Origin of the sequence: Gordonia sp. CPCC 206044, from assembly GCF_048537895.1 — a bacterium.
GTDB lineage: Bacteria > Actinomycetota > Actinomycetes > Mycobacteriales > Mycobacteriaceae > Gordonia.
In genome coordinates, this window is record NZ_JBCLVL010000004.1 from 68,511 (window position 1) to 82,614 (window position 14,104).

Sequence of the window (14,104 nt, forward strand, 5' to 3'; positions counted from 1 at the left end):
ACCGGCCCTATCTCCCCTCGTTCTCGGAGCCGGGCGCGGCGGTCCCGAAGCCCTTGATGAAGATGAAGGCGATGATCGCCACGCAGACGAAGATCAGCACGCTGATCGCGGACCCGATGCCGAGGTTGAACGCCTTGAACAGATTGTCGTAGCCCAACATCGACACCGAGCCGGTGTTGTTGGAGCCTGCCGTCAGCACGTAGATGTTGTCGAAGATCCGGAACGCATCCAGGGTGCGGAACAGCAGCGCCACCAGGATGGCAGGCTTCATCAGCGGAATGATGATGCGCCACAGTCTCGTCCACGCACCCGCGCCGTCGACCTGTGCGGCCTTGAGCAGATCGTCGGGTACGAGCGCCAGACCCGCCAACAGCAGCAGCGCCATGAACGGTGTCGTCTTCCACACCTCGGCGAGCACGATGATCGCCAGCGACGGCCACTGTTCGGTGAGCGGCGCGCTCCCGTCCGGCAACAGATTCGCCAGGTATCCGGTGTCCGGCGTCCAGGCGTAGTACCACGAGAACGCGGCGGCCACGGTCACGATCCCGTACGGGATCAACACGACGGTCCGGATGGTGCCGCGCCCGAAAATGGTGCGGTGCATGACGAGTGCGATCGCCATACCGAGGATCAGCTCGATCAGCACGGACACCACGGTGATGCCCAGGGTGACCGAAAACGCCGTCCACCAGTAGTTGTCGGTGAGGACCGTCGCATAGTTGCTGAACCACACGAACTCCCGCTGCCCCGGTGCCGACAGGCTCATCTTGTTGAGCGAGAGCCACACCGCGTAGATGATCGGGTACCCGGTCACCAGCAGCATCATCACCGCGGCGGGCGCGATCAGCCAGTAGGCCAGACGCCGTTCGGCCGAGCGGCCCGCGCTGAGCTTTGCGCGCCCCGGCCGTGGGGCCGCCCCGGTGGCCGGCCGCTCGGCGGTCGCCACCCCCGAGGCCGCAGCCGCGGGCGTCGATGCGGGCGGCGTCCAGCTGCCTGCAGGCGGCCGGTTGCCGGTGGGGGTCACCGACGGCGGACGTACCGACGGCTCGCGGGCGGGCGCGGCGTCGTCGGGCAGCGAATGCCTGCCGGGCCGATTACGCGGGTCCTCGTTGTCACCGGTTGTCATGGGATCAGTCCCTCCCCGTTGATCGCCCGCTCGACCTGCTCGGCGAGTTCGTCGACCAGTGTCTCCGGATTCCAGGCACCCACCGGACTCAGCTTGGCCACCAACAGGGTCGAGATGGCCTGGTAGACCGGCGAAGCCGGTCGCAACGCCGCCGAATCGGTCTCCAGCTGCGCCCGGATGTCATCGCCCATGGGGTAGGCGGCCTTGAAGTCCGGGTCGTCGTAGAGCGACGCATTCGTGGGCGGGGTGCCGCCTTCGACCGAGTAGACCTTCTGCGCGTCACGATTGGTCAGACAGGCTGCCGCCTTGAACGCCAGGTCTTTCTGCTGTGAGGTGCTCGCAACCGCGATGTTCACCCCGCCCAGGGTCGACCTGGCGGGTAGCCGATCGCTGACACCGGGGTACTTCGCGAAGTTGAACTTGGTGCGCACCACCGCGTTCACGGGTCCGAGCTCCGAATCCGGCGGCGGGTTGTCGGAATCGGCGAACATCGGACCGAAACGCTTCATCTCCGGAAAGAACGGCACGCTGCCGGTCGCCGCGTTGCTGCGCATGGACGAGAAAACGAACGGCCAGTTCAGCTCGAAGGTCGCCTTGCCGTTCTCCATGCCGAGCCGGGCCGCCGACTCGTCGGAGTTCGTGATCGACGGATCGTGGCCCGGGGCGGTGGCGACCGCCTTCAGGATGCGAAGCGCCTCAACGGTTGCGGCTCGGTGAGCCGGAGTGTCGTTGAGCGTCACCTTGTTCGGGTCGTTGGGGTCCACGACCTGTCCACCGGCGCTGGCCAGCACCGAGTTGAACCAGACCATCAGGCCCTCGTATTGCTTGCCCTGCACCATGATGTAGCTCGGTCCGCCCTTGCGCCGGACCGCCTCGGTGTCGGCGAGGATCTCGCCCCACGTGGTCGGCGCGCGGTTCTTGCCGAGATACTTGCGCAACACGTCCGGGCGGTACCAGAGCAGCTGGGTGTTGGTCCAGGTGGGAATCGCGTACAGCCGCTTCTCGCTGTCGTCCTTGGTCTTCCACATCGCGGTCTCGCGCGGACCGCCGAGGCTCTCCGCCGCGACCTTCGCCGACAATGCGGGCGGGACGGGCACCAGCCATCCGGCGTCGGCGAACTCGGCCGTCCACACCACGTCCATACCCATCAGGTCGAGGCCGTGGTCGTTGCCCGCGAGACGACGCGCGAGCTGCAACCGCTGGTCGTCTGCGGATTTGGGCAACGGGGTCGTGACGATCTTGTACTCGCCACCGGATTCCGCGGTGCACTTCTGCCCGACCTTGTCGATGAACGATGCGCCGTCGGCCGGTGGATAGATGTTGATGACGCGGGGTGTGTAACCCGATCCACATGCGGTGACGATCGGCAGGGCGGTGGCCAGCGCCGCAGCCGCCACCACCAGCTTTCGCCTTATGCCCCTTGAGGATCGACCGTACTCGGAACTGCCAGCCCGGAACCGCACGCAGCCTCCTCGGTGTCGTTTGCGGTGCAAGACATCGAGGCCGCACCGGTCAGCATCTGCTGCGTAACGTTATATGTCGCGGTTCGTGACATGCAACACATTCGGCATGGGCGTGCCAGAACGTGTCGAATCGTGATCCGCGCAGCGCACGCTGCACGTGCCACGGCCCGATCGTGATCGGTCAGTTCGTGAGATGGCTGAGCATGTCGCGCGCCTTCTCGGCGCTGCGCGGGTCGCACAGGACGTCGTAGCGCCCGGCCACCAACTGCATCGTCGAGGCGAAGTCGCGCTGCCCACGGGTGGCCGCGTACGGGATGGTCGCGGAGATGAGCCCGAAGACGATGCCACCGATCAGACCGAACACGACGGGCGCGAACCCGGCGCCCGAGACCACCAGCGACACCAGCAGGCCGAAGAACAGACCCAGCCACGCACCGGAGACGATCCCGCCACCGACGACCTTGCCCCAGGTGAGGCGGCCGATGACGCGTTCCACCTGCATCAGGTCCACGCCGACGATGGTCACGTCCTGGACGGTGAAGTTCTGATCCGAGAGGTAATCGACGGCCCGCTGCGCCTCGGCATACGTGCCGTAGGACCCGATCGGCCACCCTTTGGGAGGCGTCGGCAGACCGGGCGTCTCGCGACCCGGTCGCATGGGGTTGGTCATCGTTCGTCCTCCACTCGCTGGTCGGGCATCTGACCTCGACATCGACGGCCACCACCACGCCCGGCCGGGCGTGCGCGGTCTCCGTCACCTTGCCACTACCCTTACTCCCATGGCGTCGGTGAGCAAGGTGTTCGTGGCCAGATTGGTCGGATTGGCCGTGCTCGGACCCGACGGCGAGTCCATCGGCCGGGTCCGCGACGTGGTTGTCGCGATCCGCATGAGCGGACAACAGCCCCGGGCGCTGGGGCTGGCGGTCGAACTCACCACGCGCCGACGGATCTTCGTTCCGATGCTGCGGGTCACCTCCATCGAACCGCAGGCGGTGACCCTCAACACCGGAACGGTCAGCCTTCGCCGGCTGCACCTGCGCCCCGGCGAGGCATTGGCGATCGGCCAGATCCTGGATTCGCGTGTGCAGGTCGACGACCCGGACCTCACCGAGCTCGCCGGGATCGACGTGGTCGTCGTCGATCTCGGCATCGAACGCACCCGCACCCGGGACTGGGTGGTGTCGAGGGTGGCGGTACGCACCGGCCGCAAGGGACTGCGCCGGCGCGGGGAAACCCATGTCGTGGAATGGAACCGGGTACACGGGCTCACCGCGACCGAACTGAACCTGCCGGGTCAGGGGGTGGCCCAGGCGCTCATGCAGTTCGAGGGCATGAGGGCAGCCGACGTCGCCAACGCGCTGCGCGAGTTGCCGGTCAAGCGTCGCGACGAGATCGCCGCCGCGCTCGACGACGAGCGGCTCGCCGACGTGCTGCAGGAACTCCCGCCCGACGATCAGACCGACATGATCGCGCACCTCGAACTCGAACGCGCCGCCGACGTGCTCGAGGCGATGGACCCCGACGATGCCGCCGACCTCCTCGGTGAGTTGCCCGATGCCGAGGCCGAATCACTCCTCGAACGCATGGATCCCGAGGAATCCGAGCCGGTTCGCCGTCTGCTGACCCACTCCCCCGACACCGCAGGCGGCCTCATGACCTCCGAACCGATCATCGTGACCGCATCCACCACGGTGGCCGAGGCACTCGCGCGCGTACGTGATCCGGATGTCACGCCGGCCGCGGCGAGCATCGTGTTCGTGGTCCGCCCACCCACGGCGACGCCGACCGGCAAGTACCTCGGTTGCACCCATCTGCAGGCACTGCTGCGCGAACCGCCGGCGAACATCGTCGGCGGCATCCTCGACACCGATCTGTCGCACCTGAATCCGGAGGATTCGCTGGAGATGGTGACCCGGTACTTCGCCACCTACAACCTGGTGTGCGGGCCGGTGGTCGACGACGAGGGCCACCTCCTCGGCGCGGTGAGCGTCGACGACCTTCTCGACGAACTGCTGCCCCGCGATTGGCGTGAAACCGAACCCGACGACGAGGACGACCCGGCATTGCCGCGCACGAGCACCTCGGGAGCGGGTGCGTGAGCGCCGATCAGTCGGGCCGCCGCCTCGACATGCCCCGGGTGCGTCGCGGTCTGTCGTTCAACCTCGACTCCGACGTGGTGGGGGTGTACGCCGAGCGAATCGCCCGATTCCTGGGCACGGGTCGCTATCTGGCCATCCAGACCGTGATCGTGGTGGTGTGGATCGCGCTGAACCTGCTCGCGGTGTCCTGGCGATGGGACCCCTACCCGTTCATCTTGTTGAATCTGGCGTTCTCCACCCAGGCCGCGTATGCGGCCCCGTTGATCCTGCTCGCCCAGAACCGGCAGGAGAATCGCGACAAGGTGTCGCTGGACGAAGACCGGGCCCGCGCGGCGCAGACCAAGGCCGACACCGAGTTCCTGGCCCGTGAACTCGCCGCGGTGCGCATCGCCGTCGGCGACACCGTCACCCGCGACTACCTGCGCCGGGAGTTCGACGACCTGCTCGAGGAGCTCGTCCAACGCCTGTCACCGCCGGTGGACGACGCGGCGTCCGACCGCGACGACACCCGCGAGGAACCACGCCGCACCTGAGCGATTTCGTTCATCGTCCGATCAGATGCAAGTCGTGAATAATTGTCTCGTTCCTGTATTCGGGCGAACGACCCATATGTATGGTGGGTCACACGTCGACCGGGCCGGAACGACACGATCAACGGCGCCGGACCGACACCATTCGCAAGTGGATATCGGGGGGTCGGACATGCCTGTGCATGACGGACGTGGTGTGAAGGGGAGATCAGGGCCAGTGGGTAGTCGAGCTGCGCGGATCCGGGCGGGGTACCCCCGGTGAGTCCCCGCATGTTCCGCCGCCGTCGGCGTCGGGCGCAGGTCTCACGTCGAGCGCTGTCCGTCGGTGCGGGCGGGGTTCTCGTCGGTGCACTGGTGCTCGGTGTCGCGACGTCGAGCGCGCAGAGCGAATCCATCGCCTCGGTCCCCACCGACGACGCCGTCCCGGCGGCCGCCGCCGACATCGTCCCGGGCGACCCGGTCGCCCTGCTCGGGTTCGCGCCACCACCGAAGACCATCGACCCGGTCGTCGAGCCACAGTTCCGGATCACCGGCGACCTCCCCACCGGCCCCCTGGGCATCCCCGGGGTGGTGTTGCAGGCGTACAAGCTCGCCGCGAGCCGCGTCAGTGCCGAGAGCCCGCAGTGCAAACTGCCGTGGTTCCTGCTCGCGGGCATCGGCCGGATCGAGTCCAATCACGCCTCGAACGGTTCGGTCGACCAGTTCGGCACCACGATCAACCCGATCGCCGGTCCGGTCCTCGACGGTTCCCTCGCGGGCAACGCCGTCATCCGGGACACCGACGGCGGCAGCATCGACGGTGACAGCAAGCACGACCGCGCGATGGGCCCGATGCAGTTCATCCCGAGCACCTGGGCGAGTTGGGGCACCGACGCCAACGGTGACGGCAAGGCCGACCCGAACAACGTCTTCGACGCCACCTACTCGGCGGGACGCTACCTCTGCTCCGGTTTCGTGGACATCATGTCCGACAAGAACAAGGTCGCGGCGGTCATGCGGTACAACCACTCGATGGAATACGCCGCCAACGTGCTCTCCTGGGCGGGCGCATACGCCACCGGCGTCATGCCGACCAATCCGATCCCGGAGCCCAAGCACAAGCCGGGCAAGCCGAAGGTCAAGAAGGCCAAGAAGCCGGCCAAGCCGGGCGCGCGCTCCCCCGAGTCGTCGACGCCGGAGTCCACCACGACCACCACGACCGCACCGCCCCCGGCCTGCGTCGGCGTCGTCTGTGTGCCGCCGGACCTGATCCCGTCACAGCTGCTGCCGCCGCAGCTGCTGCCCCCACAACCGCCACGTCGGCCGGCGCCCAAGCCGCACCGCGCGCCCAACGCCAAGGGCACCGGCAAAACCACACCGACGACACCGGTACCGGCCCGCTGACCGGCGGCGGAATGGGCCGTCGGCCCCGACCGTTAAGCTGGCTGTGATGACTACCGGAGTTGTACCCACCGAATCCGCGGTCCGCGCTGCCCTGAGCAAGGTCAACGATCCCGAGATCGGCAAACCCATCACCGACCTGGGCATGGTGAAGTCGGTCGCGATCAACGATGACGCCTCCGTCGACGTGGTCGTGTACCTGACCACCTCGGGCTGTCCCATGCGCACCGAGATCTCCGGCCGGGTCGAACAGGCGGTGGCCGACGTGCCTGGTGTCGGCGCGGTGCGTGTCGAACTCGACGTGATGGACGATGCGCAACGCACCGAGTTGCGCAAGAAGCTGCGCGGTGACAAGGCCGAGCCGGTGATCCCGTTCGCGCAGCCGGGCTCGTTGACCCGCGTCTACGCGGTCGCCTCCGGCAAGGGTGGCGTCGGCAAGTCGAGTGTGACGGTGAATCTGGCCACCGCACTGGCCGACCGCGGCCTGACCGTCGGTGTCCTCGACGCCGACATCTACGGCCACTCGGTGCCCCGCATGCTCGGTAGCGACGCGAAACCCACGCAGGTCGAGCGCATGATCATGCCCCCGAGCAACCATGGGGTGCGGTTCATCTCGATCGGCCAGTTCACCGACGGCAACACCCCGGTGACGTGGCGTGGTCCGATGCTGCACCGCGCGCTGCAGCAGTTCCTCGCCGACGTCTACTGGGGAGACCTCGACGTGCTGCTGCTCGATCTGCCGCCGGGCACCGGCGACGTGGCGATCTCGATCGCCCAGCTCATCCCGGGCGCCGAGATCCTCGTGGTGACGACACCGCAGCAGGCCGCGGCCGAGGTGGCCGAACGTGCCGGCGCCATCGCACTGCAGACCCGCCAGAAGATCCTCGGCGTGGTGGAGAACATGTCCTGGATGGAGCTTCCCGACGGCACCCGGATGGAGCCGTTCGGTTCCGGCGGCGGCGAGCAGGTTGCCGAGCGCCTCACCCGTGCGGTCGGCGCCCCGGTGGAACTGCTCGGCCAGGTTCCGCTCGAGACCACCCTGCGTGAGGGTGGCGACGCGGGTGTCCCGGTGGTGCTGTCGGCACCCGAATCGGCATCCGGTACAGCTCTACGGGCAATCGCGGAGAAGCTCGCCGTCCGCAAGCGCGGTCTGGCCGGGATGAGCCTGGGCATCGACACCACTCGTCACGGCTGAGCCCGGGGGCGCACCGCTCAGGTGGCGTCCCAATCGGAGACCGACCGACGACGCGGTGCCGTGTCGTCGGCGGTGCGACCGGCAGGTTCGGTACCGGGTTCGGGAGGTAACGGCGCCGACACCGGCTTGATCTCCGGGGTGGGCGTCGTCGGTCGATCGACGTCGCGCGAGTCCAGTCCCATCCGGAAGATCGAGTCGTCACCGTCGAGCAGATGTCGTGTGACCACTGCCCGCGGTGTCATGCCGCGCAATTCGTTGAGTTCGGACAACGGCTTTCGCAGGTCGTCGAACTCGGGCCCGAGCTCGTCCTTGAGCTGGTTGGTGGCGCCCGTGGCGTAGTCGCGCACCTGGCGGAGCGACTTCATCGTCCACGACACCGCATCGGGGAGACGTTCGGGTCCGAGGATGATCAAACCCGCAGCCAACAGGATGACGATCTCACCCCAACCGATGCTGCTGAACATATGTCATCCCCGCTGTCTGGTGTCGCGGTCTGGTGCCGCGCCCGATCAGTCACTCGCCGGCGTGATGGTGCCGTTGAACGTGCGCCCGTCGCGCCAGTAGGTGAACGGGACCTTCTCACCGATCTTCGCCGTCTGGACCGCGACGGTCAACTCGTCTGCGCTCTCGATCGTACGACCGTCGAACGAGGTGATCACGTCGTCCTCGCGAACGCCTGCGCGTTCGGCCGGACCGCCGGCGACGACGTTGCGCACCTGGGCACCCAGCACGCGGTCGTTGCGGACCGAGCTGGCGTTGACGCCGATCTGGGGGTGGTTGATCTTGCCGTTCTTGATCAACGTCTGCGCGATGGGGACCACCTGGTTGATCGGGATCGCGAAGCCCAGTCCGATGGATCCGCCGCCGGGCACCAGGCCCGCGGTGTTGATCCCGACGACGTGCGCCTGATCGTCGACCAGCGGTCCGCCCGAGTTGCCGGGGTTGATCGCGGCGTCGGTCTGGATCGCGTCGATCACCGCGTCGGTGTCGGATTCGGCGTCCGGGCGCAACGGCACCGGGCGGTTCAGGGCACTGACGATGCCGCTGGTCACGGTGCGGTCGAGGCCCAGGGGTGAGCCGAAGGCGATGACCTCCTGCCCGATCTGCAGGTCGTCGGAGTTGCCGAGATCGGAGACGGTGAGGTTGTCGACGTTGTCGACCTTCACCACGGCCAGGTCGGTCTTGGTGTCCCGGCCGACGATCCGGGCGGGCACCCGCTTGCGGTCGAAGAAGACGACTTCGAGTTTGGCATTGCGGTCGTTCGCGGCCATCGCGATGACGTGGTTGTTGGTGACGATGTAGCCGTTCTCGTCGATCACGAAGCCTGACCCGGTGCCCACCGCGCTGGAGGTGCGCACGTCGATGGCGACGGCCGACTTCTCCACGGCGCGAGCCACTTTCGCGACCGGGGAGCGTGGGGCGTCGTTGTCGTCACGGTCCCCGGTGGACAGCTGGACCGAATCGGAGTTCAGCGGCGACACCACCTCGGCGGTCCATCGTCCGATCAGTCCGCCGACCACACCGACGAGCAACGCGAGCACACCGAGCGTGGCCAACGCGTGCCAGCCCACCCGCTTGCCGAACAACACGTCCTGCACGCCGAGTTTGGGACCCGGTTCGGTCGGTTCGGGGGCGCTCGGGGTCTCCAGGGCAGGCTGGTCCAGACTCGCCGGGCTCTCCGGATCGCGCCACGGGTCGGCCGGGCTGTCCGACGCCTCGGGCTCGCCATAGGTGGCCAGCGGGTCGCGCTGGAGTGTCTCGGCGGAGCCCTGCGGGCGTCCGAACGCCTCGGCCAGGACGGGATCGGGCGGGGCGATCGTCGGTTCGAGGCGGTCGCGCGCCTCGTCCGGCGAGGTCGCGAACGACCCCTGCACGCCACGCGGGCGACCGAACACGGCCACCGTCTCCGGTGAAATCGCCAGGTGCCGCGCCGCTTCGCCGCTCGAGGCGGGCCCGGTCACGCCGGCGGCGTCCGGTGACCCCTCGAGACCGGCCTCGGGGTTCTGGGGATCTGTGGGCTGGGCGTCTGTGGGCCGACCATCGGTCGGCCCGACCGGCTCGTCCAGTGCGTCCTCCGGTGTGTTGTCGTCCACGTGTCAGCGGCCCCGCCAGCGACTCATCCGGGACCGGGTGCCATGGGCGGCCCACGGTGGGATCGGTTCGTGCCGGTCGGTGGGAGGTTCGGAACGCGGTGCGGTCATGTCGATCTCGCGGGTGGGGATGGCACTGAGCTGACCGAGCAGCCCGGCGGGTAACGAGACGTCACCAGCCGCGCGCAGCCGCGAACGTGCGGACATCTGCGCATCGACCGCCGACATGCACTCGGGGCAGATGGCCAGATGCTGGACAGCACGCATGTGTGCGGTCATCCCCAACTCACCGTCGACGAAGGCGGCGACCGCCTCCGCAGCGAGATGCTCGGTCGGCGCGAAACGTCGGCCACCGGCCATACCGGGTGCCCGATACTCACGATTCGGGGCGAAAGAGGTGGTCACCGGACTCCATGTTGCGGGGTTCCATGCGGAACGACGACGTCGGCGGAGATTCGATGCGGATGGCGGGTTCGGTTCCCACTCCTCCGAGGTTCGGCCTCGGTCCATCTCCATCTGACGTTCACCTCTTCCACACGTGCGTTTCACTCGCGCGCGGTATCCCGACGGCGCAATATCCGAGCCTATCCGAAGGTGACAACGACGGCGGGACGCCAGGGGTTCCCGGATGGGACGCGCCGCGAGACGGCGGTGGTCAGGCCTGTCGAGAACCGACGACGACCGAGCGGCTGTTGTGGTGCCCCTTGGCCTTGAGGTGATCGCGGACGGTCTGTCGGCCACGGTGGATGCGGCTGCGGACGGTACCGAGCTTGACCCCGAGGGTGGTGGCGATCTCCTCGTAGGACAGACCTTCGATGTCGCACAGCACCACTGCGGCACGGAACTCCGGCGGCAGGGCGTCGAGCGCTTCCTGCAGATCCGGGTCCAGGTTGGCGTCGTGGAAAATCTGTTGCGGATCCGGGGTGTCGGCCGGAACGCGGTCGTACTCTTCGGGCAATGCCTCCATGCGGATCTTGCCGCGACGACGCACCATGTCCAGGAAGAGGTTGGTGGTGATGCGGTGCAGCCACCCCTCGAAGGTGCCCGGCTTGTAGTTCGACAGCGAGCGGAAGACCCGGATGAACGTCTCCTGCGTGAGGTCCTCGGCATCGTGCTGGTTACCGGACAGCCGGTACGCCAGCCGATACACCCGATCGGCATGTTCGCGCACGAGTTCATCCCATGACGGCATCAAGCGCTCGTCACCAGTGGCATCGAATCCGGCCGTTCCGGCCGGGACGGCGTCTGCAGACCCCTCGGGATCAGTCATGTTGGGTGGCCAGTTCCCTTCTTCGGACCGCTCCGCCAAATGACGGATGTTCACGATGGTAAACCCCGCGTGTCGTCGAGGTATTCCTCCCCCCGACACGCTCCTCAAACCCTCTCGCATCGGGGTGTGGTCGCCGTATGAGACTCCTGAGGTTTGGCTGAGGAAGTTGCGGCGGTCTCGGCGGCCGCGCCGATCCGTCTTCGCAGCGGCGCTGACCACCGAGTTCCTCTGTGGTTGGCGCGCCACCCGCGCAATCGCGACGACACGTCATAACCTCAGAGAATGACCGATTCCTCAGCCCTGATCGACTACGCCGAGTCGGCGATCGTCGAGGACGACGCCCTGGTCGCGGCCCGGGCCCGTGCCGAAGAGCTCGGCGCCACCGCGGTCAGCCCGGCGGTCGGCGCGCTGCTGGCGCTCCTCGCGCGATCGTGCGACGCCCACGCGGTCGCCGAGATCGGCACCGGGGCAGGCGTCAGCGGGCTGTGGCTGCTGGCCGGCATGGCCGCCGACGGCGTCCTGACCACCATCGACCCGGAACCCGAACATCACCGTGCGGCCCGTCAGTCGTTCGCGGCCGCCGACATCGCGCCCGGTCGGACGAGATTGATCAACGGGACACCCACCGAGGTCCTGCCGCGACTGTCGGACTCCACCTACGATCTCGTGTTCGTCGACGGTCCCCTGATCCATCATCCGCGCAACGTGGCCGAGGCCGTCCGGATGCTGCGCCCAGGCGGCGTCGTGGTGGTGCACAACGCCACCGCCGACGGTGCGGTCGCCGATCCCACCCGCACCGATCCCCCGGCCGCCGCCGCACGTGAGGCCGCGATGCTCATCGCCGACGACGAACGTCTGCTGCCGGTCGTGATCCCACTCGGCGCCGGGGTGCTCGCGGCCGCCAAGGCCCGCTGAGGCGCCCTCAGACGTCCGTCGAGAACCGCACCCCGCCGTCGGGGATCTGCACGCCGGGCCACACCCGGGCACCCCGCAACAGTTCGCAGCGAGCGCCCACGTCCGCACCGTCGCCGACCACGGTGTCGCGGATGAGAGCCCGCGGACCGATGCGCGCCCCGAATCCGACGATGCTGCGTTCCACGACCGCTCCCGCGTCGATCACCGCGCCGTCGAACACGACCGCACCGTCGAGACGTGCGCGGGGACCGATCTCGGCGCCGCGACCGACCACGGTGCCACCGATCAGGACCGCACCGGGGCCCACACCGGCGCCCTCGTGGACGAGCGATTCGCCGTGGCGGTCACCGAGAGCCGGCGACGGCGCGATTCCGCGCACCAGATCGGCCGACCCACGGACGAAGTCCTCGGGTGTGCCCATGTCCCGCCAGTAGGCGTGGTCGACGTGGCCGTGGATGTGCCGCCCCTCGGCCAGCAGCTTCGGGAACACCTCGCGCTCCACCGACACCGCCCGATCGGCCGGGATCTGCTCGATGACCGACCGCTTGAACACGTAGGTCCCGGCGTTGATCTGGTCGGTCGGCGGGTCCTGGGTCTTCTCCAGGAACGCCGTGACCCGGCCGTCGTCGTCGGTGGGCACGCACCCGAAGGCACGCGGGTCCCCGACCCGTACCAGATGCAGGGTGACGTCTGCCCCACTGCTCTCATGGGTGGCGAGCACCTCACGGACATCGGTGCCGCCCAACACATCCCCGTTGAAGACCAGGACGGTGTCGGCGGTCAGCTCGGGCAACACGTTGCGGATGCCGCCGCCGGTACCGAGTGGTTCGGTCTCGGTCACGTAGCGCAGCCGCAGTCCGAGTTTCGAACCGTCGCCGTAGTACTCCGAGAAGACGTGCGCCTGGAACGAGGTGCCCAGTACCACGTCGGTGATCCCGGCGTCGCGAATGCGGGACAGCAGGTGGGTGAGGAACGGGACCCCGGCGGTCGGGAGCATCGGTTTGGGTGCCGACAGCGTCAGCGGCCGCAGCCGGGTTCCCTTTCCGCCGACGAGAACCACCGCCTGCACCGACGGACGGTCTGTTTCGCTCACGATGGCCTCTTCTCGGTTGTCACTGGTCACCGGACTCCACCTTGTTCTCTCGCCTTCGGGCCGCGACCACCGCGACCTTGGATCGCACTGCGAGCCCGATACGCAGGGCCAGGCGGATGGGCGCGCGCAGCACACCCGGATTGCGGTCGGCCTGGAAGCGGTAGGCGCTGCGGTGGTGGGCAGGCAGCATCTTCTCCGGATTGCGCCCGGCCGCATGGCCTTTGGTGTGCACGATCTCGGCCGACGGCACGTAGACGTTGAGCCACCCGGCTCGGCCGAGCCGGTCCCCGAGATCGACGTCCTCCATGTACATGAAGTAGCGGCTGTCGAAGCCGTCGACCGAGTCGAAGGCGGCGCGACGCACGAGCAGACACGATCCGGACAACCACCCGACGGCACGTTCACTCGGTGCCGCGCTGTCGGCGCGGTAGGCGGCCGTCCACGGATTGGATTTCCACACCGTGCCGAACAGTGCGTGGCCGGCCCCGGACACCAGGTCCGGGACCCGTCGTGCCGACGGATAGATCGACCCGTCGGGTTCGTGGATGAGCGGACCCAACGACCCGGCGCGCGGCCAGCGCTGCGCAGCGGCCACGAGTTCGTCGAGCGAGCCCGGCCCCCACTCCACGTCCGGGTTGGCGATCACCACGAACTCGACGTCCGGATCGACCTCCGCGACGGCGCGGTTGACGCCACCGCCATAGCCGATGTTGCCGCCCGTGCGGACCAGGGTGACGTTGTCGTTCTCCTGCTCGGCGGCCTCCGGAGCACCGTCGGTCGAGCCGTTGTCGGCGATGATCACCGGCGGGATCGCCGACGACGTCGCCTTCTCCAGGCTGCGCAAGAAGGTCGTGAGGTACTCCCCCGACGAGTAGGTCACCGTCACGACGGCAAGCTGAGCAGTCACCGGGTCAGGGTAACCAACGCCGGGAGCGATCGGTTG

Annotated in this window: 14 protein-coding genes; 5 read left to right on the forward strand and 9 right to left on the reverse strand. The window is 68.1% G+C overall.

The genetic code is table 11. The features are described from left to right. Positions 1 to 7: 7 nt before the first annotated feature. The 3 genes from AAFP35_RS07005 to AAFP35_RS07015 all read right to left on the reverse strand — a co-directional run bounded on the left by AAFP35_RS07005 (position 8) and on the right by AAFP35_RS07015 (position 3,259). Entirely contained in the window at positions 8 to 1,126 is a 1,119-nt protein-coding gene (locus AAFP35_RS07005; protein ID WP_419220844.1) for a carbohydrate ABC transporter permease, read from the reverse strand. Continuing rightward, a complete protein-coding gene (locus tag AAFP35_RS07010) occupies positions 1,123 to 2,526 on the reverse strand; it encodes an extracellular solute-binding protein (RefSeq protein ID WP_419220845.1) in 1,404 nt (467 codons plus the stop codon). The genes AAFP35_RS07005 and AAFP35_RS07010 overlap by 4 nt, the downstream gene beginning before the upstream one ends. A 244-nt stretch (positions 2,527 to 2,770) precedes the next feature. Then, on the reverse strand, positions 2,771 to 3,259 hold the full coding sequence (locus AAFP35_RS07015; RefSeq protein ID WP_419220846.1) for a general stress protein: 489 nt from the start codon (positions 3,257 to 3,259) through the stop codon (positions 2,771 to 2,773). 109 nt (positions 3,260 to 3,368) lie between these two features. Between AAFP35_RS07015 and AAFP35_RS07020 the strand changes: the two genes are divergently transcribed. From AAFP35_RS07020 to AAFP35_RS07035, 4 genes are all read left to right on the forward strand, one after another. After that, the gene (locus AAFP35_RS07020) at positions 3,369 to 4,688 is read left to right on the forward strand and encodes a magnesium transporter MgtE N-terminal domain-containing protein (protein WP_419220847.1); all 1,320 of its coding nucleotides are present in this window, start codon (positions 3,369 to 3,371) and stop codon (positions 4,686 to 4,688) included. Between the two features lie 29 nt (positions 4,689 to 4,717). Then, on the forward strand, positions 4,718 to 5,221 hold the full coding sequence (locus AAFP35_RS07025; RefSeq protein ID WP_419221149.1) for a DUF1003 domain-containing protein: 504 nt from the start codon (positions 4,718 to 4,720) through the stop codon (positions 5,219 to 5,221). A gap of 267 nt (positions 5,222 to 5,488) precedes the next feature. Beyond that, positions 5,489 to 6,601 (forward strand): lytic transglycosylase domain-containing protein, encoded by a 1,113-nt coding sequence (locus AAFP35_RS07030; RefSeq protein ID WP_419220848.1) that lies wholly within the window; start codon positions 5,489 to 5,491, stop codon positions 6,599 to 6,601. Positions 6,602 to 6,647: 46 nt separating this feature from the next. Then, entirely contained in the window at positions 6,648 to 7,793 is a 1,146-nt protein-coding gene (locus AAFP35_RS07035; protein WP_419220849.1) for an Mrp/NBP35 family ATP-binding protein, read from the forward strand. 17 nt (positions 7,794 to 7,810) lie between these two features. Here AAFP35_RS07035 and tatB read toward each other — a convergent pair whose 3' ends face one another. The 4 genes from tatB to sigE form a co-directional block, all read right to left on the reverse strand. Next, complete coding sequence (tatB, locus tag AAFP35_RS07040) at positions 7,811 to 8,257, reverse strand: Sec-independent protein translocase protein TatB (protein WP_419220850.1); 447 nt, start codon at positions 8,255 to 8,257, stop codon at positions 7,811 to 7,813. Positions 8,258 to 8,302: 45 nt separating this feature from the next. Then, a complete protein-coding gene (locus AAFP35_RS07045; RefSeq protein ID WP_419221150.1) occupies positions 8,303 to 9,754 on the reverse strand; it encodes a S1C family serine protease in 1,452 nt (483 codons plus the stop codon). A 135-nt stretch (positions 9,755 to 9,889) separates the two neighbouring features. Then, on the reverse strand, positions 9,890 to 10,399 hold the full coding sequence (locus AAFP35_RS07050; protein ID WP_419220851.1) for a zf-HC2 domain-containing protein: 510 nt from the start codon (positions 10,397 to 10,399) through the stop codon (positions 9,890 to 9,892). A 139-nt stretch (positions 10,400 to 10,538) separates the two neighbouring features. Continuing rightward, positions 10,539 to 11,153 carry an RNA polymerase sigma factor SigE gene (gene sigE, locus AAFP35_RS07055; RefSeq protein WP_419220852.1) on the reverse strand — a complete coding sequence of 205 codons (615 nt, stop codon included), beginning with the start codon at positions 11,151 to 11,153 and terminating at the stop codon, positions 10,539 to 10,541. A 282-nt stretch (positions 11,154 to 11,435) separates the two neighbouring features. On the opposite strand from sigE, the gene AAFP35_RS07060 reads away from it, so the two are divergent. Further along, positions 11,436 to 12,068: an O-methyltransferase gene (locus AAFP35_RS07060; RefSeq protein ID WP_419220853.1), complete on the forward strand. Its 633-nt coding sequence runs from the start codon at positions 11,436 to 11,438 to the stop codon at positions 12,066 to 12,068. A 7-nt stretch (positions 12,069 to 12,075) separates the two neighbouring features. Here the strand turns inward: AAFP35_RS07060 and AAFP35_RS07065 are convergent, their stop codons facing one another. Together AAFP35_RS07065 and AAFP35_RS07070 are read right to left on the reverse strand one after the other, a co-directional pair. Then, the gene (locus AAFP35_RS07065; RefSeq protein WP_419220854.1) at positions 12,076 to 13,191 is read right to left on the reverse strand and encodes a sugar phosphate nucleotidyltransferase; all 1,116 of its coding nucleotides are present in this window, start codon (positions 13,189 to 13,191) and stop codon (positions 12,076 to 12,078) included. Then, complete coding sequence (locus AAFP35_RS07070) at positions 13,181 to 14,068, reverse strand: glycosyltransferase family 2 protein (protein ID WP_419220855.1); 888 nt, start codon at positions 14,066 to 14,068, stop codon at positions 13,181 to 13,183. The genes AAFP35_RS07065 and AAFP35_RS07070 overlap by 11 nt, the downstream gene beginning before the upstream one ends. Positions 14,069 to 14,104: the final 36 nt, after the last annotated feature.